Origin of the sequence: Cupriavidus sp. UYPR2.512, from assembly GCF_000379565.1 — a bacterium.
Classification (GTDB): Bacteria; Pseudomonadota; Gammaproteobacteria; order Burkholderiales; family Burkholderiaceae; genus Cupriavidus.
Genome location: NZ_KB903131.1, coordinates 36911 through 59287, shown reverse-complemented (window position 1 = coordinate 59287; position 22377 = coordinate 36911). Strand labels below are relative to the sequence as shown.

The following is a 22377-nucleotide window of genomic DNA, read 5'->3' as shown; positions in this document are numbered from 1 at the left end:
CTGAAGAACGTGCTGCCGTTCAACATGATGGCCATGGCGATGGGCCTGCATCCGCGCTGCGGCATCGAGGACACCATCATCGACCAGCACGGCAACCGCATGACCTCGGTNCAGCAGATCGAACAGTGCGTGCGCGTGGCGAAGGAACTGGGCCGCGAGATCGCCTCGGGCAAGGAAGCGCGCGAGATCTACCGCATCGGCACCTGGTACGACAGCGCCGACGCCACGCTGGAAGCCAATGGCATGGCGCCTAACCGCAAGACGGGACAGAAGAACCTGCCGCTGCGCGCGGCGGCCTGACGCTGGCCGCAGGGCTGGCATACCGGCCGGCCCTTGCCATGCACTACCGGAGTTCGTGATGCATCACCCTGACGCCCTCGCCAATCCCTGCATCAACATCTGCCGCATGGACCTCGCCAACCGCTATTGCCAGGGCTGCGCCAGGACACGGCTGGAAATCGGGCGCTGGGCGCAGATGAGCGAAGCGGAACGCGCGCAAGTGCTGGCGGCGGCGCCGGCCCGCCGCGGGCAGCGCGCCGCTATGGGCTCTCTGCCATGAACCAGCCCGCCTCCCTCTTCATCCAGGTCGGGTTCGACCTGGTCTGCCCCTGGTGCATGATCGGCAAGCGCCATCTCGAAACGGCGCTGGCGCAGCTGGCCACAGCACGGCCCGATGTCGTGGTCACGGTCGAATGGCGCAGCTGCCCCCTGTTTCCGACGCTGCCGCCGGCCGGCATTCCCTATCGCAAGTTCAGCCTGGCGCGGCTTGGCAGCGCCGAAGCCGTGGCGCTGCGGCAGGCGCAGGTTTGCGCCGCGGCGCGCGAGGCCGGCATCACGCTGGAACCCGACCGCATTGAAGTGCTGCCCAGCACCGTGCTTGCACATCGCCTGATCCGGTACGCGCGCCAGACTGGTGGCGAAGCGGCCGCATCCGCGCTGATCGACCGATTGTTTGAAAGGTACTTCCTGTGCGGTGAGGACCTCGGCGATCCGCGCGTGCTGCACGCGGCAGCGATCGCCTGTGGCACGCCGATGCCGCAAGCGGCGGCGCCAGCCACTGCGCAAGACCTGGCGTGGCTGCCGCCGCTGCATGGCGGGGAGGTGCCGCTACCCAGTCCCGGCCTGGGCGTGCCGCGCTTCGTGATCAACGGTGCGCCGCCGATCGCCGGCGCCAGGCCGCCGCGTGCCTTGCTGGAGGCAATGCTCCGGGCGCTGGCCCGCGCGTCTCCCGCTTCCTCACCCCCGCCAGGCATCGCGCTCACCGCTCGGTGACGCCGCGCCGGGCAACGCTGGACAGAAGATCCATACTACATAACGGAGACACAACATGCCCACCCACCCTTCATTCCTGCTGCGCATCGCCGCCGTGGCTGCCAGCCTGGCGCTGGCAGCCCCCGCTGCCATGGCCTGGACCAGCAAGCCGGTCCGGATGCTGGTGCCCGCCCCCGCGGGCGGCACCATGGACGTGCTTGCGCGCCTGCTGGCAGACCAGCTGTCGGCGGACCTTGGCCATCCCGTGGTGGTCGACAACAAGCCGGGCGCCGGCGGCGGCATTGCCATCACCACCATGCTGGCCGCGCCTGCTGATGGCCAGACCATCATGGTCACCGCCAGCAATGTGCTGACCGAGATCCCGCATGTGCTCAAGCAGGGGTTCGACCCGCTGAAAGACGTCAGGCCCATCGCCGCCGTGGCGCGTTCGCGCATGGTGATGATTGGCGCGCCTGGCCTGCCCGCCAAGGACCTGAAGAGCCTGGTCAGCTACGTCCGGGCCAATCCGGGCAAGCTCAGCTTTGCCTCGTACAGCGCCGGCACCGCTTCGCACTACGCCGGCATGATCATGAACCAGAAGGCCGGGCTGGACTTGCAGCATGTGCCCTTCGCCGGTTCCGCGCCGGCGCTCACGCAAGTGATGGGCAATCAGATTGCCGTGATGTACGACGGCATGGTGACCTCGCTGCCGATGATCCGTGCCGGCAAGGTGCAGGTCTATGCCGTGGCGTCGAAGAGCCGCTCGCCGCTGCTGCCGCAGGTGCCGACCTTTGCGGAATTGGGTTACCCGGACATGGAGTTCAGCAACTGGGTGGGCGTGATTGCATCGTCAAAGCTGTCGCCCGAACTGGCCGAGAAGATCCACGCGGCTACCTACAAGGCCGCGGCTTCTGCCAAGGTGCGTGACCGGATGGAGGCGCTCGGCTATGAGCCGCTGCCGGCGCAGCCCCTGCCGCAACTTAGCGAATCAGTGCGCGCGGAGTTCGAGCGCAATGCCGGCATCGTCAAGGCATTCAATATCCAGCCCTGAGTCCGCAGCTGGGCTGCCCTTTTTTACTTGGTTCTTCGGCGATTAGCGGGGGATGGTGGGCTAGTGGTTTTGGTGTTGGGATTGCGGTTGGGTGTCGTGCTTGACGGGCGTGGGCCGTTTCGCCGGCGAAACGGGGCCCACGCCCGCCAAGCACGACACAACCGCAGTGCCGAACCCAAAAACCACGCGGGGTGCCGTGCGCTACCCCCTGCGCGGCCAGCGCGCTAGCCAGCCGGCCGACGCGCTGGCGGAATTCGCGATAGCTATGGCGCAGCTGCCCGCGATACGTGATCTGCTGGTCGCCGTAGAGCGACAGCGAATTGAGCAGCAGCTGCCTGACGAGCAAGGGATAGGCATAGGCCTGCGCGCCGCAGGCACAAGGTTTGGTTGGATGTCTGCCTGTCTCCGTCAGAACGGCACGTCGCCGATGATGCCGGCGCGCTCCATCTTGCGCACCGTGGGCGCATAGTCCTGCACCGCGTAATGCTGGGTGCAGCGGTTGTCCCAGATCGCCACGCTGTTCTTCTTCCAGCGCCAGCGCACCTGGTACTCCGGGATCTCCGCCTGCGCGCACAGGTAGTGCAGCAGATCGCCCGCGCCGGGCATGAAATCCTTGCCGAAGCGGACCACGTCGTCGCGGTGGTAGTTGGCAAAGTGCGAGGTGAAGGCGTTGACGAACAGGATCTTTTCGCCCGTCTCCGGGTGGGTGCGCACCACGGGATGCTCTACCATCGGGAACTGCGCCGCCAGCGCGGCACGCTTCTCCGGCGGCATATTGGCGCCGAAGGTGTGTTCGATGCTGTGCTTGGCGCGCAGGCCTTCAATGCGGGCCTTGATGTCCTGCGGCAGGCGCCGGTACGCCTCGCCCATGTTCACCCAGATGGTGTCGCCGCCCACTGCGGGTGTTTCCACGCAGCGCAGCACGCAGCCCATCGGCGGCGCCTGGCGCCAGGTGGCGTCGCAATGGAAGGAGTTCTCGTAGTGCTCGACCTTGCTGTCGGGCGACTTGTAGATCTGCACCAGGCCCGGGTGTTCCGGGTCGCTGCCCACCACCGGGTGGTCTTCCAGTTCGCCGAAGCGGCGGGCAAAGGCAACGTGTTCGGCGCGGGTAATGTCCTGGTCGCGCAGGAACAGCACCTTGTGCTGCAGCAGCAGCGCCTTGATCTCGGCGAACAGGCCGGCGTCGCGTGATGCATCGGCCAGGCTGACGCCGGTCAGTTCGGCGCCGATGGTGCAGGTCAGGGGTTCTGCGTGCATGGTGTTGTCTCCTCTGTTGTTGTTCTCAGATGACGAAGATCGACGAACCGGTGGTGCGGCGCGCCTCCAGGTCCTGGTGCGCCTGGACCGCGTCTTCCAGCGCATAGCGCTGGTTGATGCCGATGCGGATGCGGCCCGCGCCTACGTGGTCGAACAGCTCGCCCGCCAGAGCTTGCTTCTCCGCGGGGTCGGCGATGTAGTCGGCCAGCGCCGGGCGCGTCAGGAACAGCGAGCCCTTCATTGCCAGCAGCACCGGGTCGAACGGCGGAATCGGGCCCGACGCGGTGCCCACGCACACCATGGTGCCGCGCCGCTTGAGCGAATCCAGCGACGCCATGAAGGTGGTCTTGCCGACGCTGTCGAACACCACCGAAACCCCCACGCCGTCGGTCAGCTCGCGCACGCGCCCGGCCACGTCTTCGCGGGTGTACTGGATGATGTGGTCGCAGCCGTGCGCGCGCGCCACTTCGGCCTTGGCTTCGGTGGACACCGTGCCGATCACGGTCAGGCCCAGCAGCTTGGCCCACTGCGACACGATCAGCCCGACCCCGCCCGCCGCGGCATGCAGCAGGATGGTGTCGCCCTGGCTGAACGGATAGATGCGGCGCATCAGGTAGGCCGAGGTCAGCCCGCGCATGGTCATGGCCGCGGCGGTTTCGAAGGCAATGCTCTCGGGCAGGCGGATCAGCGGCGCGGCCGGCACCAGGCGCTCGGTGCTGTAGGCGCCCAGCGTGTTGACGAAGCCGGTATAGGTGACGCGGTCGCCCGCCGCCACGTTGGTCACGCCCGGGCCGACGGATACCACCACGCCGGCGGCTTCCACGCCCATGCCGCTGGGCAGGGGCACGGGATAGGTGCCGTTGCGGAAGTAGGTGTCGGCGTAGTTCAGCCCCACCGCCACGTGGCGGATGCGGACCTGGCCCGGGCCCGGCTCGCCCACTTCCATGTGTTCGTAGCGCAGCACTTCGGGGCCGCCGGTCTCGTACATGCGGACAACATTTGCCATGGTCTTGTCTCCTGGAATCTCATTGGTGCAGAACACGCTGCACATGCAGGGAACTGTAGAGATTGCCGCCCCGGCCCGCTTTGCATTGGCTACCGATGACTTTGCATTTCATGCCACATGGCCCTATGATCGCTGCTGCGGCGGGCAGGCTGCCCGCCGGCAACAGACAACGCATCGCAAGGCAACGCTGGCTTGGAAACCCTGATACGTGCTGCCGCACTGACCAACTTCCTGGAGGTTTCGCGCGACCTGGGCCTGGATCCGCAGCCGTTGCTGCGCCAGGCGCGGTTGCGGCGGGCCTGGCTGGACGATCCCGACCAGCGCATCCCGGTCAGCGCCTGCGTGGCGCTGCTGGAAGCCGCCGCGCAGGCCTCGGCCTGCCCGACCTTCGGGCTGCGCATGGCGGAGTCGCGCCAGTTGTCGGACTTTGGCGTGATGAGCCTGCTGATCAGCCAGCAGCCCACGCTGCGCGCCGCGCTGGCCACGACCATCCGTTACCGGCACCTGGTCAATGACTCGGTGGCGCTGTTGCTCGAAGATGCCGGCAGCGCCGTGGTCATCCGGCAGGAAGTGCTCAGTGACGCGCCCTCGCGGCAGGCCACCGAGCTGGCCATCGGCGTCGTATTCCGCATGTGCGCGCTGCTGCTGGGCCCGCGCTGGCAGCCGATCGGCGTGAGTTTCACGCATGCGGCGCCGGCCGATCTGCGCATCCATCGCCGCCTGTTCGGTTGCCCGCTGGAATTCAACGCGGAATGCAATGGCATCATCTGCCGCGCGGCCGACCTCGACGCGCCGAACCCGACGGCGGACCCGGTCATGGCACGCTACGCGCAGCAGTTCATCGACACGCTGCCCCGCGCCAACCCGCGGTCCATCGGCCATGAAGTGCGCGCCGCCATCTACCTGATGCTGCCGATGGGCCGCGCCACCTGTGAAGCCGTGGCCGAAGGCCTGGGCCTGAGCCTGCGCACCATGCAGCGCCAGCTCGACGACGCGGGCGAGACTTTCACTGAGATCCTGAACGACGTGCGGCGCGAACTGGCGCGACGGTACGTGGAGAATCCGCGCTATTCGCTGCTGCGGGTGTCGCAGTTGCTGGGGTATGGGTCGGCCAGTTCGTTTACACGGTGGTTTTCGGCGCAGTTCGGGATGGCGCCAGCCAACTGGCGCAGGGATCGCGCAGGGGGGTAGGAGGGCAGGGCGTCGTGCTGGCGTGCGGCCGCGGTGTCTGGATGCTCGTCGATATCGACCTGTCGCGCGTCAACACGAAGGCGGTGCGTGTGAATATCAGCCTGCCGGAGCGTCTGGTGCAGGCCATCGATGATGCTGCCAGAAACCGGCCTATGAGCCGGTCCGCATTCCTCGCAATGGCGGCGCAGCATGAGATGGAACATCACTAGACACGAGTCAGGTTGCGGGAGACGGCGTTGAGTCGCGGTTCCTGACGAAGGGCCATTCCCGCCAGCGTACACTGTGGCTCCCGACCTCCGGAGCCCCGCACCGATGCCTGACCTGCGCACCCTCTATCCTGAAATCGAGCCTTATGAAACCGGCACGCTGGATGTCGGCAACGGGCATGTCATCTATTACGAGCGCGTCGGCACGCTTGGCGCCAAGCCGGCGGTATTCCTGCATGGCGGCCGGGCGGTGGCATTTCCGCTGACCATCGGCGGCTGTTCGACCCGGCGCGCTATGACGTGCTGCTGTTCGACCAGCGCGGCTGCGGGCGCTCGACCCCGCATGCCGGGCTGGAGGCCAACACCACCTGGCACCTGGTCGACGATATCGAGCGCCTGCGCGCGCTGGCCGGCGTCGAGCGCTGGCTGGTGTTCGGCGGCTCATGGGGCTCGACGCTGGCGCTGGCCTATGCGCAGAAGCACCCGCAGCGCGTCAGCGAGCTGGTGCTGCGTGGCATCTACACGGTGTCGCAGGCGGAGCTGGATTGGTATTACCAATACGGCGTGTCCGAAATGTTCCCCGACAAGTGGGCGCGTTTCCAGGCGCCGGTGCCCGAGGCCGAGCGCGGCAACATGATGGCCGCGTACCGCAAGCTGCTGACCGGCGACGACCCGGACCAGCAGGTGGAGGCGGCGCGCGCGTGGAGCGTTTGGGAAGGCGAGACCATCACGCTGCTGCCGGACGCGGGCAATAGTGCCAAGCATGACGACGGGCACTTCGCGCTGGCGTTCGCGCGGCTGGAGAACCACTACTTCACGCACCGCTGCTGGCTGGAAGACGGGCAGCTGCTGCGCGACGCGCACAAGCTGGCCGACATCCCCGGCGTGATCGTGCACGGCCGCTATGACATGCCGTGCCCGGTGCGCTATGCCTATGCGCTGCACCAGGCGTGGCCCACGGCTGATTTCCACCTGATCGAAGGCGCCGGCCATGCGTGGACCGAGCCGGGCATCATGGACCAGCTGATTGCCGCGACCGATCGCTTTGCGGCGCAGCGGTAGCCGCCGCGTGCCGGAACCACAGGAGACCACGATGGAGCTGTTTGCCCACCCGTTTTCATCCTATTGCCAGAAGGTCCTCGTCGCGCTGTACGAGAATGCCATCCCGTTCAAGCTACGCATGCTATCGCCCGAGCATCCGCAGAACCTGGCCGAGCAAGCCAGGCTGTGGCCGCTCAAGCGCATGCCGGTGCTGGTCGACGGCAGCCGCTCGGTGCTTGAATCGAGCATCATCATCGAATACCTGGACCTGCATCACCGCGGTGCGGTGCGCTGGCTGCCGGAGTCGCCTGACGCCGCGCTGGACGTGCGCATGCTCGACCGCTTCTTCGACCAGTACGTGATGACGCCGATGCAGCGCATCGTCGCCGATTACCTGCGCCCGGCGGAGCACCGCGATGCCTTTGGCGTGGCCGAGGCACGCAAGTTGCTCGACGCGGCCTATGCCTGGCTGGAGCCAACGCTGGCCGACCGGGAATGGGCTGCGGGCGGCGCCTTTACGCTGGCCGACTGCGCCGCCGCGCCGTCGCTGTTCTACGCGGATTGGGTGCAACCGATCCCGGACGCGTACGGCAATGTGCGTGCCTATCGCCGCCGGTTGCTGTCGCGGCCATCGTTTGCGCGCGCGGTGGACGAGGCGCGTCCCTATCGCCCGCTCTTTCCGCCGGGTGCGCCGGACCGGGACTGACGGGCAAGGTCAGGCAGCGTCAGCGCGATCCGCGCCGCCATGGCGCGATAGCCCGCGTCGCCCGGATGCAGGTGGTCGCCGCTGTCGAACGCTGGCAGCAAGGCGCGCGGGCGCGCGGGATCACGCACCGCGGCGTCGAAGTCCACCACCGCATCAAACGCGCCGCCGTTGCGGATCCAGTCGTTGACCGCCAGCCGTACCGCTTCCTTGCCCGGGCTGTCATAGCCGCGGATGGGCGTATCGCGCAGCGCCCCCGCAAACGGCGTGATGGTGGCGCCGATCACGCGCACGCCGCGCGCATGGGCGCGCGCGATCAGGCGGCGATAGCCCTCGATCAGCTCGGCGGCCTGCGGCACCGCATCGCCCGGTGCAAAGGTGGAGCCAGGCCAGGCGATATCGTTGATGCCAATCGCGGCGATCACGGCGCGCACATGCGGCTGGCTCAGCACGTCGCGATCCAGTCGCGCCAGCGCGGACACCCCCATGCCATCGCGCAGCAGCCGGCCGCCGGAGATGCCGGCATTGAGCACAGCCACGCCGTTGCCGGCCGCACGCTGTGCCAGCACGTCCGGCCAGCGGCGGTTGGTGTCGGGGGTGGAGCCGTTGCCCTCGGTGATCGAATCGCCGATTGCCACCACGGCGCCCGCGTGCTCGGGCGCTTCGACCTGCACCTCGCTGAGCAGGACGCGTGCGCTGAATGATTGCGGCGCAGGCAGCATGGCCTGCGTGGCCGCGTTGCCGGCCGCGAGCCACGCGGTCTGACGGCCATCCCAATGGAACGACTCGATCGCGGTGGCTTGCGGCAGGTAGAGGCTGAGTGCAAGTTCGCCCAGTGCCGGGGCCTCGATGGCGACCGGATCGCTTGCCACGGCCTGGCCAGCCGGGATGATCACCGACGCGCTGCCGCCGAACGTCACCGCGCGGCTGCCCGCCGCGTCGATACTGCCCCCGCCGGCATGGTGCGCGAGTTGCGCCGCGCCGACCGCGACCGGGTGGTGGCCGTAGGGGTTGGACAGCACCACGCGCACGCGCTTGCCGCCCACGCTGAGGCGCACCACCTGGCGCAGCGTCTGGCCGGACAGCACCGTGGGCACGCCGGTCGGCAGCGGCTGGGCGCCGGGCTGCCACACCGGCTGCTGGCTTGCCATCCAGCTGGTCAGCCAGGCCGGGTCCTGCAAGGGGCTGGCCAGCGCCGCAGCGCTGGCGATGGTGGCTGAGAACGTCAGCGCGGTCAGGCGGCGCACGATGCGGGGAATGCGGAACATGGATTTGCCTCGGTTCGTGGACCGGCGTTGGTGCCGGGATGACGCCAAAGGTAGGTCATTCCAGAAATGACAGCTAGCGGGCAGAATGGCATATCACTCATTCCATGATGGAATGAGGTGGCACAAAGAAACAGCATGGACACCATCAGGGCAATGCAGATCTTCGTGCGCGCCGTGGAGCTGGGCAGCCTGTCGGCGGTGGCGCGCGAGCAGCAGTCGACCCAGCCGACCATCAGCAAGGCCGTGGCTGCCCTGGAGAAAGACATGGGCGTGCGGCTGCTGGAGCGCAGCACCACCAGCCTGTCGCCGACCGAGGCGGGGCGGCGCTTCTATGAGCGCGCGCGCCGCATGCTGGATGAATACGGCGAGGCGGTCAGCGATGCGCGTGGCATGTCCGGGCACCCGGCCGGGCGGGTGCGCGTCAGCGCGCCGGCCAGTTTCGGCGTGCTGCGGCTCAATGCGCTGGTGCTGGCGTTCCAGCAGCGCTATCCGGAGGTGGAGGTGGAGTTGCGGTTCGACGACCGCTTCGTCGACCTGGTGGAAGAGGGCGTCGACGTCGCGGTGCGCCTCGGCGCCTCGCTGCCGCCCAACGTGGTTGCGCGCCGCATCGCGGTGTCGCCGCGGCTGCTGGTGGCCTCGCCCGATTACCTCGCACGCCATCCGCGCATCCGGCAGCCGGCAGACCTGGCGCGGCACCAGATCCTGCGCTTCACCTGGCTGGCCGCTGGCGACAAGATCGTGCTCGACGGGCCTGGCGGGCAGGCGCTGGTCAGCGCGCCCGGCCGCTACCGCGTCAACAACTCGCTGGCGATGCGCGAGAGCTTCCTGGCCGGCGCCGGCTTTGGCATGACGCCGGCATGGCTGGTGCAGGACCTGCTCGACAGCGGTGCCTTGCAGCGCGTGTTGCCACGCTGGAGCGGTCCGGCGCAGGAAGCCTTCCTGGTCTATCCGTCGCGGCGCTACCTGCCGGCGCGGGTGCGGGTGTTGCTGGAATACCTGGCGCAGGCGATGGCAGGGTTGCCGGGGTTGATCCCGGTGTGAGCGGCCGGATGGCGCTTGATGCAACCGGCCCCGCGCCACCAGCATCGTCAACGGCAACGATGCTGACCCCGTTCATCGGGCCACGCTGGCGACGACGTTCTTTATCCGAACATCCCGCCGTTGACCGAGATCACCTGGCGCGTGATATAGCCGGCGTCGGGCGACATCAGGAAGGCCACGGTCGCTGCCACTTCATCGGGCGTGCCGAGCCGCCGCGCCGGGATCATGCGCAGCGCCTCGTCGCGCACGTGCTGCTCGACCATGTCGGTGTCGATCAGGCCGGGCGCCACGCAGTTGACCGTGATGGCGCGTTTGGCAAGTTCGATCGCCAGCGCCTTGGTGGCGCCGATGATGCCGGCCTTGGCCGCGCTGTAGTTGGTCTGGCCGCGGTTGCCCACCAGGCCCGAGACCGACGACAGCGTGACGATGCGCCCGGGCTGGCGCCGCTGCACCATCGGCATCACCACCGGGTTGAGCACGTTGTAGAAAGCGTCGAGGTTGGTGTGCACCACCTCGTCCCATTCGGCGCCGCTCATGGCCGGGAAGGCCGCGTCGCGCGCCAGGCCGGCGTTGCAGACCACGCCGTAGTAGCAGTCATGCGCGGCAATATCGGCCAGCAGCGCGGCGGCTGCTTCCTCGCGCCGGGCCACGTCGAAGCACAACACGCGGGCCTTGCGGCCGCAGGCGCGCACCGCGTCGGCGACCGAGTCGGCTTCGTCGCGGCGCGAGCGGCAATGCACCACCACGTCGTAGCCGTCGCGGGCCAGCCGCAGGGCGATGGCGCGACCGATGCCGCGCGACGATCCCGTTACCAGCACGGTCGGATTGGTCATACCTGGTGTCCTTGAAAAAAGTCCGCTGCGGGCGCAGGTGCGAAAGCGGAACGCGTGCGGATGCGGAGCATCATACGCGGCAGAATTCTTCCAGCACCGCCAGCCGGCGGCGCGGCTCGGCCACGAAGGGGTTGCTGCGGTCCCACGCGTAGCCGGCCAGGATCGACGAGATCATGTCGCGGATTTCGGAGTTGGCATTGGGATGGAAGATCAGCTGCTGGAAGCGGCCTTCGTACCAGGCTTCGACAAAAACGCGGAAGCAGTCCACGCCGGCCTTGAGCGGCTGGGCGAAGTCTTTCTCCCAGTCCACGGTGTCGCCGGCAAGCTGGCGCACCAGGCATTGGGCCGCCAGGCTGGCCGACTTGAAGGCGATGGTCACGCCGGACGAGAACACCGGGTCCAGGAACTCCCCGGCATTGCCGAGCAGCGCATAGCCGTTGCCCCACAGTGACTTCACATTGGCCGAATAGCCCGCGATCTGGCGCGCCGGGGTGTCCCATTGCGCCTGGCCAAGCAGCTTCGCCAGGCCGGGTTCCTCGGCCACCAGCGCCCGCAGCCGTTCGGTCTCGGTGCCGGTGTAGCGGTCCAGCAATGCCTTCTCGGCAACCACGCCCTGCGAGCAGCGGCCGTCCGAGAACGGGATGGTCCAGTACCAGACGTCCGGGTGTTGCGGATGCACGCTGATCAGGATCTTGTTGCGGTCGAAGGCGCCCGGCGCGATGCGGTCTTCCACGTGGGTGAAGAGCGCGCTGCGCACCGGGAAGCCCGACGGCGATTCCAGCTGCAGCAGGCGCGGCAGGATGCGGCCAAAGCCGGAGGCATCGAGCAGGAACTTCGCGCGCACCGTGTAGCGGCTGCCGTCTGGCGCACGCACGGTCACCTCCGGCTGCGTGCCGCTGACGTCGACGTCCTCGACCAGGTGCGAGAAGCGCACCTCGGCGCCCTGGCGCGCCGCCTCGCGGATCAGCACGTCGTCAAAGCGTGCGCGCTGTACCTGGTAGGTGGTGCCCCAGCCGGGCGAGAACTTCTCGCGGAAGTCGAAGGCGGTCTGCTGGTCGCCGCGCGAGAAGGCGGCGCCGTTCTTGTACTGGAAGCCGGCTTCCACCACCGCGCGCAGCATGCCTGCCTCTTCGATATAGGCCATGCTCTGCGGCAGCAGGCTTTCACCGATGGAAAAACGCGGGAACGTCTCCTTCTCGATCACCAGTACCGGAATCCCATGCTTGCGCAGCAAGCCGGCCGCGACCGAGCCCGCGGGCCCTGCGCCGATGATGACGACATCCGTGGTTTCCGTTTTCATGAGCTTCGATTCTTCTCTTCTATTGCATGGGGACGGTGGCGAGGGTTGGGCAAAGCGTCATCCTCGCGCGGCAGACGCAAGAATATGACTGCAAATTGGCTCCTGTTGGCCGGCCTGCAACATATTGAAACCATTCTCCCGGGCTGGATTATCGATGGACCGCGCAGAAAGCGCGGGGGGCCAGCAAGCCACGCCAACTCGGGGCAAAATGTGGAACCGTGGTCACAGCCTGCCATTTCCGTCTGTGCCCTGCGCTTACACCACCCCGAGGCCATCCCACCCCATCCGAAGGAGCCACCATGCCTGCCACCACTATGCCCTACCGCCGCCTAGGCGCCAGCAACCTGCGTGTTTCGGCACTTTGCCTGGGCACCATGATGTTCGCCGACCAGACCGATGAGGCCGAAGCCGCCCGCATCGTCGCCAGCGCGCGCGACCACGGCGTGAACTTCATCGACACCGCCGACGTGTACACCAAGGGCGCGTCGGAGCAGATGGTCGGGCGCCTGCTGACCGCCAACCGCCACGACTGGGTGCTTGCCACCAAGCTGGGAAACGCGATGCAGGCGGCGCCCAACCACGGGCACTATTCGCGGGTCTGGATCCTGCGCGCGGTGGAGGACAGCCTGCACCGGCTGGCGACGGACTACATCGACATTCTCTACCTGCACCGCGACTATCCCGGCACGAACCTGGAAGAGGCGGTGCGGGCAATGGGCGACCTGGTGCGCAGCGGCAAGATCCGCTACTGGGCGGTGTCGAACTTCCGCGGCTGGCGCATTGCGGAAATCGCGCGCCTGTGCGGCGAGCTGGGCGTGCCGCGCCCGGTGGCGTGCCAGCCCTACTACAACTTGCTGAACCGGATGCCGGAGGTGGAGATCCTGCCGGCATGCGAGCACTACGGGCTGGGCGTGGTGCCCTACAGCCCGGTGGCGCGCGGCGTGCTGACCGGCAAGTACGCGCCCGGGCAGGCACCGGGCGAGGGTACGCGCGCCGGCCGCGCCGACCGCCGCATGATGGAAACTGAGTTCCGTGAAGCATCGCTGGTGATTGCACAGCAGCTCAAGGTCCATGCCGAAGGGCGCGGGCTGACGCCGGGCCAGTTCGCCACGGCGTGGGTGCTGGCCAACCCGATCATCTCGTCGGTCATTGCCGGTCCGCGCACGCTGGCGCAATTCGAGGACTATCTGGGCGCGCCCGCTGCCGTCATCACGCCCGAGGAAGAATCGATGGTCGATGCGCTGGTGTCGCCGGGCCATGCCTCGACGCACGGCTACAACGACCCGGGCTACCCGTTCGGGGGACGACCCGTGGCACGCGCGCAGGCAGCCTGATGACCCGTTCGGACAGGGGGCGCAATGTGGCGCAGGCGCTGCCTGGAGTGATGCCTGTATGCAACGGCACGCTGCGCGTGCGCGCGCTTGCTGCAGGCTGCCTTTACTCCTACTAATATCAAGACAGGCGGCGCGCCGCGTGCGTGCGCCGCGAGAACATTGCGCTTCGAGCCGGTGCATGACAGCGCCTGCGCGCTGCATCGGCCCAACAGGGAAGCCCAAACGTGTCGCGTCGTGGCTGGATCTTCGCTGGCTTGGCGGTCGCCCTTGGTGGGGGCGCCTATGTCGTGTACAGCTTTGTCGCAAGCGAAGTGCGCAACTCGCACTTGCAGGCGCGGCTGATCGGTAGCCTGGGGCAGCGGCTGACATTCGAGATCCAGCCGGGCGCCAGCGACAGCATCCGTTTTCCGCATTCCGGCCCCTATGACGCCCGCATGGGCTACGGCCGCATGCCGCTCTTCGCACAGCGGCTGGAGCAGCGCGGCTACGTGCCCGCCGAGCAGGCGCGCATGTCGCCCGATATGGTGCGGATGATCGACGAAGGCCTGTTCACGCCCTATCGCGAGAAGAACCAGGCGGGCCTGCTGCTGCGCGACTGCAACGGGCTGACGCTGGCGTTCGAGCGTTATCCGCAGCGCCAGTACCCGGACTTCGGCGCAGTGCCGCCGCTGCTGGTGAGCGCCTTGCTCTATGTCGAGAACCAGGGCCTGCTCAACCCGGAATACCCCAATATGAACCCGGCGCTGGACTGGCGCCGGCTGTCGCGCGCGGTGCTTGACCAGGTGATCCGGCTTGCCGACAAGTCGCATGACGCGCCCGGCGGCAGCACGCTGGCCACGCAGATCGAGAAATACCGGCACTCGCCCGAAGGCCGCACCGCATCGGTCCCCGAAAAATTCCGCCAGATGGCGTCGGCGTCGCTGCGTGCCTACCTGGACGGCCCCGACACCCAGCGCGCGCGCGAGCGCATCGTGGTCGACTACCTGAACACGGTGCCGCTGTCGGCGCGCGCCGGCTTCGGCGAGATCAGCGGCATCGGCGACGGGCTCTGGGTCTGGTATGGCGAGGATTTCGGCGAGGTCAACCGGCTGCTCAAGGAAATGGACGTGCGCGCCCCTGAACCGCGCCAGGCGCAGGCCTTCAAGCGCGCGCTGTCGCTGATCATCTCGCAGCGCCGCCCGTCCTACCACCTGCGCCGCGACGACACCAACCTGGATGCGCTGACCGGCAGCTACCTGCGCCTGCTGGCTGCCAACAACATCATCACCGCCGAGCTGCGCGACGCGGCGCTGGCGCAGCCGCTGGACAAGGCCGCGCCGCCGCAGCGCCCGCCGCAGGAGCCGTTTGTCACGCGCAAGGCCGTCAACCGCGTGCGCACCGATATCACCCGGCTGACCGGGGTGGAGAGCCGCTACGACATGGACCGGCTCGACCTGACCGTCGACAGCACCATCAACCGCGAAGCGCAGCGCATCATCACCGAGACGCTGCAGCGCGTGAACAACAAGGCCGATGCGCGTGCCATGGGCCTGTACGGCCACAATCTGCTGCGCGACAATGACGATCCCTCCAAACTGGTCACAAGCTTCACCCTGTATGAGCGCGTGGGCAATGCCAGCGTGGTGCGGGTGCAGGCCGACAATATCGACCAGCCCTTCGATATCAACAGCGGCGCGCGCCTGAACCTGGGCTCCACGGCCAAGCTGCGCACGCTGGTGACCTACCTGGAAATCATCAGCGAACTGCATGCGCGATACGCCGGCATGACCCCCGCCGAGCTGGCCGCGGTGCCGCTGGCGCGCCAGGACGCGCTCAGCCGCTGGGCCGTCGATTACCTGGCCAAGGCGCGCAAGCCTGCCGAGCGCGAGCTGATGGCGATGCTCGAGGCCTCCATGGAACGCAAGTATTCCGGCAGTGCCGGCGAAGGCTTCTACACTGGCGGCGGCCTGCAGAGCTTTTCCAACTTCGAGCGCTGGGAAGGTGAGCGCATCATGACCGTGCGCATGGGCTTCCAGCATTCGGTCAACCTGGTGTTCATCCGCATGATGCGCGACATCGTGCGCTATGAAATGTTCCACGCCAAGCCGGACATGGGCGACCTGTTCGAAGACCGCAACGCGCCCGGCCGGCGCGAGTACCTGGAGCGCTTTGCCGACCAGGAAGGCAGCGCCTACATGACCGGTTTCTACCAGCGCTACCGCGGCAAGGATTCCGCGCAGCGCCTGGACACGCTGCTGGGCCGCGTGCGCATGACCATTCCGCACCTGAATGCGGTGCGCATGTCGGTGACGCTGCTGAGTGCGCGGCCGCACCTGGATGAGGAAAGCTATGTCCGCATCATGCGCGCGCGCCTGGGCGACAAGCAGCTGGCCAAGGAAGACCTGGCGGCGCTGTACCGCAAGTACGGCAAGGACAAGTTCAACCTGAACGACCGTGGCTACCTGTCGCGGGTGCACCCGCTGGAGCTGTGGATGGTGGAGTACCTGGACCAGCATCCCAACGCCACGCTGGCGGAGATCCTGCGCGCCAGCACCGCCGAGCGCCAGGAAGTATACAAATGGCTGTTCAAGACGCACAGCAAGGCGGGCCAGGACAACCGCATCCGCACGCTGCTGGAGCAGGACGCGTTCGCTCGCATTGCCCGGCGCTGGCAGCGGCTGGGCTATCCGTTCGATTCGCTGACGCCGTCCTATGCCAGCGCCATCGGCGCCTCGGGCGACCGACCGGCCGCGCTGGCGGAACTGGCGGGCATCCTGATGTCAGGCGGGATCGCCTCGCAGAACGCCGCGGTGTACAGCCTCGCCTTTGCCGATGGCACGCCCTATGCCACGCGCTACGTGCTGCAGCCGGCGCCGGGCAAGCGCCTGCTGCCGGAAGAAGTGACCGCCGTGGTGCGGCGCTCGATGATCGATGTGGTGGAAGGCGGCACCGCCAGGTCGATCCGGGGCGCCTTCACCATGCCGGGGCGCAATGGCGCCACGCTGACGGTGGCGGGCAAGACCGGCACCGGCGACCAGCGCTTCCAGGTTTACGGCCCGGGCGGACGGCTGATCTCGTCGCGCTCGGTCAACCGCTCGGCGACCTTCGTGTTCACGCTGGGCGATCGCTTCTTCGGCACCGTGGTAGTCAATGCCAGGGAACCCTACGCGGCGCGCTACAGCTATACCAGCGCGCTGGCGGTCAGGGTGCTGCGCGCGATCGCGCCGCAGATCTCGGCGATGGCGCCAGGCGGCGACCGAGCACTGCTGCGTTGCCGCGATACGTCGCCGGGGCTGCGCGCCCCGCGCACGCCGACACTGACCGAGGCCGTGCCCGGCGCGCCGCTGGCCCAGGCACAGCCGGCCAACCCTGCCAGCCCCGTGCGCGCACCGGACACGCCGGCGCTGGCCGACGCGCAGGACGCCGCCGGCGTGCGCCGCGCCAGTCAGCCCTTGCGCCGGACCATGCCGTAGATCACGAGCAGCACGATCGCGCCAATTACCGACGCAATCCAGCCGGCCGGCTGACCCGGCTGGTACCAGCCGAGGGCGCGGCCGACGTAGCCGGCAGCCAGTGAGCCCAGCACGCCCAGCACGATGGTCATGATCCAGCCCATCTTGTCGTCGCCGGGTTTGACCGCCCTGGCGATCAGGCCGACGATTAGGCCAACGAACACGGTGCGAATGAATGCCATCATGATGCGCCCTCCTGGTAGTGGTCTGAGTCCATGCCGGCCGCATGGGGCGGCCGGCTGCGCTTCATGATACACGCAGCAGTCTGGTGCGTATGACGCTCAAGTGACAAACGGCGGCGCTGCCGTCAGGCCTGCGCCAGCCGGAACTGGCCGACCGCGTGATGCAGCGCATCCGCCTGGTCTTCCAGCGAGGCGGCGGCGGCCGCGGCTTCTTCCACGAGTGCGGCGTTCTGCTGCGCCATCTGGTCCATCTGCGACACCGCCTGGTTGACCTGCTCGATGCCGCCGGTCTGCTCCTCGGTGGCCGCGCGCATCTCGGCCATCAGGTCGGTCACGCGCCTGACCGCGCCGACGATCTCATCCATCGCCTTGCCCGCGCTTTCAACCAGCACCGCGCCGTCGTCCACGCGCTGCGCCGAGTTGCCGATCAGCGCCTTGATCTCCTTGGCCGCGGTGGCGCTGCGCTGCGCCAGCGTGCGCACCTCGCCGGCCACCACCGCGAAGCCGCGGCCCTGGTCGCCGGCACGCGCCGCTTCCACGGCCGCATTGAGCGCGAGGATGTTGGTCTGGAAGGCAATGCCCTCGATCACGCCGATGATGTCGACCACCTTGCCCGAGGCGTTCTTGATCTCGCCCATGGTGTTCACCACCTGGCTGACAATGGTGCCGCCGCGCACCGCAATGTCCGACGCGCCTTCGGCCAGCTGGCTGGCCTGGCGTGCGTTCTCGGCGCTCTGGCGCACGGTGCTGGTGAGCTGCTCCATGCTGGCGGCGGTTTCCTGCAGCGACGCGGCCTGTTCTTCGCTGCGGCGCGACAGGTCGGCGTTGCCCGCGGCGATCTGCTTGGCCGCGCCCGCGATTGAATCGGCCGAGCCGCGGATGCTGCCGATCGCGCCGGTCAGGCGCGCCTGCATGCGCTGCATCGCATAAAGGACGCTGTGCTCGTCGCCGGGGCGAACCGCGACCTGGCTGCCGAGGTCGCCTTCGGCAATGCGCCCGGCGATGTGCGCCGTGGTGGCGGGCTCGCCGCCCAGCTGGCGCTGCAGGCTGGCGGCCACGCGCACCATCACCAGCGACATCAGCAAGCCAACCCCCAGCAGGATGCCGAACGCCTTCATCAGCTCGGCGCGGAACGCCGCCTCGATGTCATCCAGGTACAGGCCCGCGATGAAGTTCCAGTCCCATGGGCGGAAGTTGGCCACGTAGCTCAGCTTGGGCTGCGGCGCCTCGGCGCCGGGCTTGGGCCACAGGTATTCGATAAAGCCCTTGCCAGGCCCTTTGCCGAGCTCGGCGATTTCGCGGAAGAGGTAGACGCCGTTGGGGTCCTTGGTGCCTTCCATGGCCTTGCCGTTCATCTCGGGCTTGAACGGATGCATCAGCACCACCGTGTCCGAGCGCATCAGCGTGAAATAGCCATCGCTGCCGAAGCGCATCGCGCGCACGCGCTCGATGGCCTGATTCCTGGCCTCATCCTGCGTTAGCTTGCCGGCCTTGGCCAGCGCCTCGTACTCGGCCACCACCGAGAACGCGGTGTCGGTGACGTGGGCCAGGTCCAGGCGCCGCTCTTCCATGCGCAGCGTGCGGATCTGCCATGCGTTCCACAGCGTGATGCCGAGCAGGCAGACCCAGCTCAGCACCAGCGGCAATAACAGCTTCTTCTTCAGGCTCAGGTTGTGCAGCATTGCTTTCACTCCTCCATTCCGCGCTCTGCGCGTTTCTTATCGGCGACACGCCGGCGGCGTCATGCATCGGTGGCGCCTGTCGCATGCGTGTGAGTCATCGCCTTAACGGCGGAGGAGGCAACTAACTTGATTGGGGTAAATTCACCCCTTCAGGTGATGTGGTTGATTGGCTTACATCGTGCCGTCGTGCTTGTGCTTGCCGCCGCCGCTTCACGTTGTAATGCGCTGTAATCCAGCGCCATCCCCGGTTCGTTGCGATTTCAAATGCGAACGATTATCCTTCTCTCTTCCGCTAGCCATTGTGCAGACAATGGCACACCCGAGCGCCATGTGATGCGCACAAGGGGGCGCTCCAGCTATCCATACACAGGGCAAGACCGGGCCGCCACTTGGCTGCGCCCGCCGGCCAACCGCAATGACCGAACCCCAGCCGGCCTCCGGCCAGCAGCGCCGTGCGTTCTGGCTCAAGCATCTCCACCAGTGGCACTGGATCAGTTCCGCGATCTGCCTGATCGGGATGCTGCTGTTTGCCATCACCGGCTTCACGCTCAACCACGCCGCACAGATCGAGGCCAGGCCCGCGGTCGAGACGCGCCACGCCACCATGCCCACGCGCGTGCTCGACAAGGTGCGAGCCGAAGCACCGGCGGGCGATGCCCCGGCGCGTGACAAGAAGGCGCCGGTGCCGGCGGTGCTGGCCGACTGGCTGGCGCAGGCGCTGGCCATCGACGCCAGCGGACGCGAGGCCGAATGGTCCGCCGACGAGATCTACGTGGCGCTGCCGCGCCCGGGCGGCGATGCCTGGGTCAGCCTGGAACTCGACAGCGGCGAAGCCCAGTACGAGAAGACCACGCGCGGCGCCATCTCTTACCTGAACGACCTGCACAAGGGCCGTAACACCGGCGCGGCGTGGAGCCTGTTCCTGGATGTGTTCGCGCTGGCGTGCCTGATCTTCAGCGTGACCGGCCTGTTCCTGCTCAAGCTGCATGCGGCCGGGCGCGTGGCGACCTGGCCGCTGGTGGGGCTGGGACTGGTGGTGCCGGTGCTGCTGGCGATCCTGTTTATCCATTGAGTCAACCGTTCCAACCGTTTTCCTTCTGCATCTCACTGACGAGGTTTCTCCGATATGCGCCGAATGCTCTCCGTCACCCTGACCGGCATGGCCGCGGTTCCCCTGGCCGGCCCCGCGCTGGCCGCGGACCTGAACGTCAAGGTCGAAATCCCGCGCCTGACCGTGGCCGAGTACCACCGCCCCTATGTGGCGATGTGGGTCGAGCGTGCCGACCAGAGCCCGGTGCAGACCCTGGCGGTCTGGTACGACGGCAAGCTCAAGGACGGCGAAGGCACCAAGTGGCTCAAGGACATGCGCCAGTGGTGGCGCAAGGCCGGCCGCGACCTGCACATGCCGGCCGACGGCATCTCCGGCGCCACGCGCGCGCCGGGCGAGCACAGCGTGAGCTTCAGCGAGGGCAAGGCGCCGCTGGGCAAGCTGCCCGCGGGCAACTACCAGCTGGTGGTGGAAGCCGCGCGTGAAGTGGGCGGGCGCGAACTGCTGCGCGTGCCGTTCACGTGGCCGCCACAAGCCGCACAGACCGCCCGCGCCAAGGGCGAACACGAACTCGGCGGCGTGACCGTGGAACTGAAGCCGTAATCCTTCCGGAGCCAGACGATGAAACCTTCCCTTATCTCCGCCGCATCTTCCCGCATGGCCACACGCGTGACCGTGCTTGCCCTGGCTGCCCTGGCCCCGCTGGCCGCGCACGCGCATCGCCAGTGGCTGCTGCCGTCTGCCACCGTGCTGTCCGGCAGCGATCCGTGGGTGACCGTGGACGCTGCTGTCTCCAATGACCTGTTCTACTTCGAGCACGTGCCGATGCGGCTCGACAACCTGCAGGTGACCGCGCCCGACGGCAGCGCCGTCAAGGCCGAGAACGCGGCCACCGGCAAGTACCGCAGCACCTTCGACCTGCACCTGACCCAGCCAGGCACGTACCGCGTGGCGGTGGTCAACAACGGCCTGTTCGCCAGCTACAAGGTCGACGGCCAGGCCAGGCGCTGGCGCGGCTCGGCCGAGAACTTCGCCAGGGAAGTCCCGGCCGATGCGCAGGACCTGCAGGTTACCCAGGCCGAAGGCCGCATCGAATCCTTCGTCACCGCCGGCAAGCCCAGCGAGAAAGGCCTGCGCACCGTCGGCCGCGGCCTGGAACTGGCGCCGATCACGCACCCGAACGACCTGGTCGCGGGCGACACCGCCAGCTTCCGCCTGCTGCTCGACGGCAAGCCTGCCGGCAACCTGAAGGTCTCGGTGGTGCCGGGCGGCATCCGCTACCGCGACCAGCTGCAGGAGTTCAGCGCCACCACCGACGCCGACGGCAAGTTCAGCGTCAAGTGGCCGGCCCCCGGCATGTACTGGATGGAAGCCGAGGTCAAGGACGACAAGACCACCTTCAAGCAGGCCAGGTCGCGCCGCGCCGTCTATGCGGTGACGGTGGAAGTGCTGCCGCAATAAGCCGGTTGCCGGGTTTGCACCGCGTCCTGGTCCCCGTTGCGCTGTCCGCGCCTGCGCCGCCGCCCGCTGCCGACACGCGGCTGCAGCGCTGGACCGGCGCGACCATGGGCACGACCTGGTCGGTGGCGGCGCTGCTGCCGGCCGCGGCGGATGCCCACGGCATCGCAGCCGGCATCCGGGCCGTGCTCGATGGCGTGATCGCGCAGATGAGCAACTGGGAAGCGGGTTCTGACCTGAGTCGCTTCAACCACGCGGCTCCCGGCAACTGGCACGCGCTGCCGGACGACTGCTTCGCGGTGCTGCAATGCGCGCTGCAGGTGGCGCGCGACAGCGGGGGTGCCTATGACCCGAGCGCCGGTCCGCTGGTCGACCTGTGGGGCTTTGGCCCCGCCCCGGCGCGCACCGCGCCGCCGTCGCCAGACGTGGTGCAGGCCGCGCGCGGCCGCTGCGGCTGGGCGCGCATCGAAGTCGATGCCGTGGGCCGGCGTGCCCGGCAGCCAGGCGGCGTGTCGCTGGACTTCTGCGCCATCGCCAAGGGTTTTGCCGTCGACGCGGTGGCAGCCTACCTGTGTGAACAGGGCCTGGACCACCACCTGACCGAGATCGGCGGCGAACTGCGCGGCCATGGCGTCAAGCCCGACGGCATGCCGTGGTGGGTCGCGCTGGAATCACCACCCGGCCTGGACTGCGACGCCGGGGGGCAGACGCTGGTGGCGCTGCACGGCCTGTCCATCGCCACCTCCGGCGACTATCGCCGCTATTTCGACCGTGACGGCCGCCGCTACGCTCATACCATCGATCCGCGCACCGGCTATCCGGCCAGCCACGCGCTGGCCTCGGTCACGGTCATCCATGCGCAGTGCATGCTGGCCGATGCGATGTCCACCGCGCTGACCGTGCTGGGCCCAGAGGCCGGCATGGCGCACGCGCGCCGCCACGGCATTGCCGCGCGTTTCCTGGTGCGCACGCCGGGCGGTTTCGACGAACATCTTTCCCCGGCCTTTGCCGCGATGCTGGCATGAGCGCGAAGG

20 protein-coding genes and 3 pseudogenes are annotated in these 22377 nt (G+C 68.0%); 15 read left to right on the top strand and 8 right to left on the bottom strand.

Features of this window, described 5'->3' with window-relative positions; translation table 11 throughout:
* From A3A5_RS0123460 to A3A5_RS0123445, 4 genes are all read left to right on the top strand, one after another.
* A partial coding sequence (locus A3A5_RS0123460) for a 3-keto-5-aminohexanoate cleavage protein (RefSeq protein ID WP_026201040.1) occupies positions 1-300 on the top strand: 300 nt, incomplete at its 5' end.
* Positions 301-358: 58 nt separating this feature from the next.
* Positions 359-559 carry a DUF1289 domain-containing protein gene (locus tag A3A5_RS0123455; protein ID WP_018312937.1) on the top strand — a complete coding sequence of 67 codons (201 nt, stop codon included), beginning with the start codon at positions 359-361 and terminating at the stop codon, positions 557-559.
* Complete coding sequence (locus tag A3A5_RS0123450; RefSeq protein ID WP_018312936.1) at positions 556-1272, top strand: DsbA family oxidoreductase; 717 nt, start codon at positions 556-558, stop codon at positions 1270-1272. The genes A3A5_RS0123455 and A3A5_RS0123450 overlap by 4 nt, the downstream gene beginning before the upstream one ends.
* A 55-nt stretch (positions 1273-1327) precedes the next feature.
* Complete coding sequence (locus tag A3A5_RS0123445; RefSeq protein WP_018312935.1) at positions 1328-2302, top strand: tripartite tricarboxylate transporter substrate binding protein; 975 nt, start codon at positions 1328-1330, stop codon at positions 2300-2302.
* Between the two features lie 190 nt (positions 2303-2492).
* On the opposite strand, the pseudogene A3A5_RS45090 reads toward A3A5_RS0123445, so the two are convergent.
* The 3 genes and pseudogenes from A3A5_RS45090 to A3A5_RS0123435 form a co-directional block, all read right to left on the bottom strand.
* Positions 2493-2695 (bottom strand): annotated as a pseudogene (locus A3A5_RS45090) (fatty acid--CoA ligase); the annotation flags it as partial.
* Between the two features lie 15 nt (positions 2696-2710).
* Positions 2711-3559 (bottom strand): TauD/TfdA family dioxygenase, encoded by an 849-nt coding sequence (locus tag A3A5_RS0123440; RefSeq protein WP_018312934.1) that lies wholly within the window; start codon positions 3557-3559, stop codon positions 2711-2713.
* A 25-nt stretch (positions 3560-3584) separates the two neighbouring features.
* A complete protein-coding gene (locus A3A5_RS0123435) occupies positions 3585-4565 on the bottom strand; it encodes a quinone oxidoreductase (protein ID WP_026201039.1) in 981 nt (326 codons plus the stop codon).
* A gap of 192 nt (positions 4566-4757) precedes the next feature.
* Here A3A5_RS0123435 and A3A5_RS0123430 point away from each other — a divergent pair, with 192 nt between their 5' ends.
* From A3A5_RS0123430 to A3A5_RS0123415, 4 genes and pseudogenes are all read left to right on the top strand, one after another.
* Positions 4758-5756 (top strand): AraC family transcriptional regulator, encoded by a 999-nt coding sequence (locus A3A5_RS0123430; RefSeq protein ID WP_018312932.1) that lies wholly within the window; start codon positions 4758-4760, stop codon positions 5754-5756.
* Between the two features lie 32 nt (positions 5757-5788).
* Positions 5789-5965 (top strand): annotated as a pseudogene (locus A3A5_RS39255) (type II toxin-antitoxin system HicB family antitoxin); the annotation flags it as partial.
* Positions 5966-6068: 103 nt separating this feature from the next.
* Positions 6069-7024 (top strand): annotated as a pseudogene (gene pip / locus A3A5_RS39250) (prolyl aminopeptidase).
* Between the two features lie 31 nt (positions 7025-7055).
* Complete coding sequence (locus A3A5_RS0123415; protein ID WP_018312928.1) at positions 7056-7709, top strand: glutathione S-transferase family protein; 654 nt, start codon at positions 7056-7058, stop codon at positions 7707-7709.
* Here the strand turns inward: A3A5_RS0123415 and A3A5_RS0123410 are convergent.
* Positions 7667-8974 (bottom strand): SGNH/GDSL hydrolase family protein, encoded by a 1308-nt coding sequence (locus A3A5_RS0123410; RefSeq protein ID WP_018312927.1) that lies wholly within the window; start codon positions 8972-8974, stop codon positions 7667-7669. The two genes, A3A5_RS0123415 and A3A5_RS0123410, sit on opposite strands and share 43 nt — an antisense overlap.
* 135 nt (positions 8975-9109) lie before the next feature.
* Between A3A5_RS0123410 and A3A5_RS0123405 the strand changes: the two genes are divergently transcribed.
* Positions 9110-10015 carry a LysR family transcriptional regulator gene (locus A3A5_RS0123405; protein ID WP_018312926.1) on the top strand — a complete coding sequence of 302 codons (906 nt, stop codon included), beginning with the start codon at positions 9110-9112 and terminating at the stop codon, positions 10013-10015.
* 101 nt (positions 10016-10116) lie between these two features.
* Here the strand turns inward: A3A5_RS0123405 and fabG are convergent, their stop codons facing one another.
* A complete protein-coding gene (gene fabG / locus A3A5_RS0123400; RefSeq protein ID WP_011617927.1) occupies positions 10117-10848 on the bottom strand; it encodes a 3-oxoacyl-ACP reductase FabG in 732 nt (243 codons plus the stop codon).
* Between the two features lie 70 nt (positions 10849-10918).
* The gene (locus A3A5_RS0123395) at positions 10919-12148 is read right to left on the bottom strand and encodes an NAD(P)/FAD-dependent oxidoreductase (protein ID WP_018312925.1); all 1230 of its coding nucleotides are present in this window, start codon (positions 12146-12148) and stop codon (positions 10919-10921) included.
* Positions 12149-12447: 299 nt separating this feature from the next.
* Here A3A5_RS0123395 and A3A5_RS0123390 point away from each other — a divergent pair, with 299 nt between their 5' ends.
* Together A3A5_RS0123390 and A3A5_RS0123385 are read left to right on the top strand one after the other, a co-directional pair.
* Positions 12448-13482 carry an aldo/keto reductase gene (locus A3A5_RS0123390; RefSeq protein WP_018312924.1) on the top strand — a complete coding sequence of 345 codons (1035 nt, stop codon included), beginning with the start codon at positions 12448-12450 and terminating at the stop codon, positions 13480-13482.
* 224 nt (positions 13483-13706) lie between these two features.
* Complete coding sequence (locus A3A5_RS0123385) at positions 13707-16934, top strand: transglycosylase domain-containing protein (RefSeq protein WP_026201038.1); 3228 nt, start codon at positions 13707-13709, stop codon at positions 16932-16934.
* On the opposite strand, the gene A3A5_RS0123380 is transcribed toward A3A5_RS0123385, so the two are convergent.
* Together A3A5_RS0123380 and A3A5_RS0123375 are read right to left on the bottom strand one after the other, a co-directional pair.
* Positions 16907-17158, bottom strand: a complete 252-nt coding sequence (locus A3A5_RS0123380) for a GlsB/YeaQ/YmgE family stress response membrane protein (protein ID WP_018312922.1) — start codon at positions 17156-17158, stop codon at positions 16907-16909. The two genes, A3A5_RS0123385 and A3A5_RS0123380, sit on opposite strands and share 28 nt — an antisense overlap.
* A gap of 122 nt (positions 17159-17280) precedes the next feature.
* A complete protein-coding gene (locus tag A3A5_RS0123375) occupies positions 17281-18837 on the bottom strand; it encodes a methyl-accepting chemotaxis protein (RefSeq protein ID WP_018312921.1) in 1557 nt (518 codons plus the stop codon).
* A gap of 415 nt (positions 18838-19252) precedes the next feature.
* On the opposite strand from A3A5_RS0123375, the gene A3A5_RS0123370 reads away from it, so the two are divergent.
* The 4 genes from A3A5_RS0123370 to A3A5_RS0123355 are packed head-to-tail and all read left to right on the top strand — an operon-like array spanning position 19253 to position 22368.
* Positions 19253-19909: a PepSY-associated TM helix domain-containing protein gene (locus A3A5_RS0123370; protein ID WP_018312920.1), complete on the top strand. Its 657-nt coding sequence runs from the start codon at positions 19253-19255 to the stop codon at positions 19907-19909.
* A 54-nt stretch (positions 19910-19963) separates the two neighbouring features.
* Complete coding sequence (locus A3A5_RS0123365) at positions 19964-20488, top strand: DUF2271 domain-containing protein (RefSeq protein ID WP_026201037.1); 525 nt, start codon at positions 19964-19966, stop codon at positions 20486-20488.
* Positions 20489-20506: 18 nt separating this feature from the next.
* Positions 20507-21346 carry a DUF4198 domain-containing protein gene (locus A3A5_RS0123360; RefSeq protein WP_026201036.1) on the top strand — a complete coding sequence of 280 codons (840 nt, stop codon included), beginning with the start codon at positions 20507-20509 and terminating at the stop codon, positions 21344-21346.
* 14 nt (positions 21347-21360) lie between these two features.
* Positions 21361-22368: an FAD:protein FMN transferase gene (locus tag A3A5_RS0123355; protein WP_018312917.1), complete on the top strand. Its 1008-nt coding sequence runs from the start codon at positions 21361-21363 to the stop codon at positions 22366-22368.
* Positions 22369-22377: the final 9 nt, after the last annotated feature.

Excerpts from the sequence above, each read along its gene's own strand:
- A3A5_RS0123455 (WP_018312937.1), top strand. The coding sequence starts at position 359 with ATGCATCACCCTGACGCCCTCGCCAATCCCTGCATCAACATCTGCCGC.
- A3A5_RS0123450 (WP_018312936.1), top strand. The coding sequence starts at position 556 with ATGAACCAGCCCGCCTCCCTCTTCATCCAGGTCGGGTTCGACCTGGTC.
- A3A5_RS0123445 (WP_018312935.1), top strand. The coding sequence starts at position 1,328 with ATGCCCACCCACCCTTCATTCCTGCTGCGCATCGCCGCCGTGGCTGCC.
- A3A5_RS0123440 (WP_018312934.1), bottom strand. The coding sequence starts at position 3,559 with ATGCACGCAGAACCCCTGACCTGCACCATCGGCGCCGAACTGACCGGC.
- A3A5_RS0123435 (WP_026201039.1), bottom strand. The coding sequence starts at position 4,565 with ATGGCAAATGTTGTCCGCATGTACGAGACCGGCGGCCCCGAAGTGCTG.
- A3A5_RS0123415 (WP_018312928.1), top strand. The coding sequence starts at position 7,056 with ATGGAGCTGTTTGCCCACCCGTTTTCATCCTATTGCCAGAAGGTCCTC.
- A3A5_RS0123410 (WP_018312927.1), bottom strand. The coding sequence starts at position 8,974 with ATGTTCCGCATTCCCCGCATCGTGCGCCGCCTGACCGCGCTGACGTTC.
- A3A5_RS0123405 (WP_018312926.1), top strand. The coding sequence starts at position 9,110 with ATGGACACCATCAGGGCAATGCAGATCTTCGTGCGCGCCGTGGAGCTG.
- fabG (WP_011617927.1), bottom strand. The coding sequence starts at position 10,848 with ATGACCAATCCGACCGTGCTGGTAACGGGATCGTCGCGCGGCATCGGT.
- A3A5_RS0123395 (WP_018312925.1), bottom strand. The coding sequence starts at position 12,148 with ATGAAAACGGAAACCACGGATGTCGTCATCATCGGCGCAGGGCCCGCG.
- A3A5_RS0123390 (WP_018312924.1), top strand. The coding sequence starts at position 12,448 with ATGCCTGCCACCACTATGCCCTACCGCCGCCTAGGCGCCAGCAACCTG.
- A3A5_RS0123380 (WP_018312922.1), bottom strand. The coding sequence starts at position 17,158 with ATGATGGCATTCATTCGCACCGTGTTCGTTGGCCTAATCGTCGGCCTG.
- A3A5_RS0123375 (WP_018312921.1), bottom strand. The coding sequence starts at position 18,837 with ATGCTGCACAACCTGAGCCTGAAGAAGAAGCTGTTATTGCCGCTGGTG.
- A3A5_RS0123370 (WP_018312920.1), top strand. The coding sequence starts at position 19,253 with ATGACCGAACCCCAGCCGGCCTCCGGCCAGCAGCGCCGTGCGTTCTGG.
- A3A5_RS0123365 (WP_026201037.1), top strand. The coding sequence starts at position 19,964 with ATGCGCCGAATGCTCTCCGTCACCCTGACCGGCATGGCCGCGGTTCCC.
- A3A5_RS0123360 (WP_026201036.1), top strand. The coding sequence starts at position 20,507 with ATGAAACCTTCCCTTATCTCCGCCGCATCTTCCCGCATGGCCACACGC.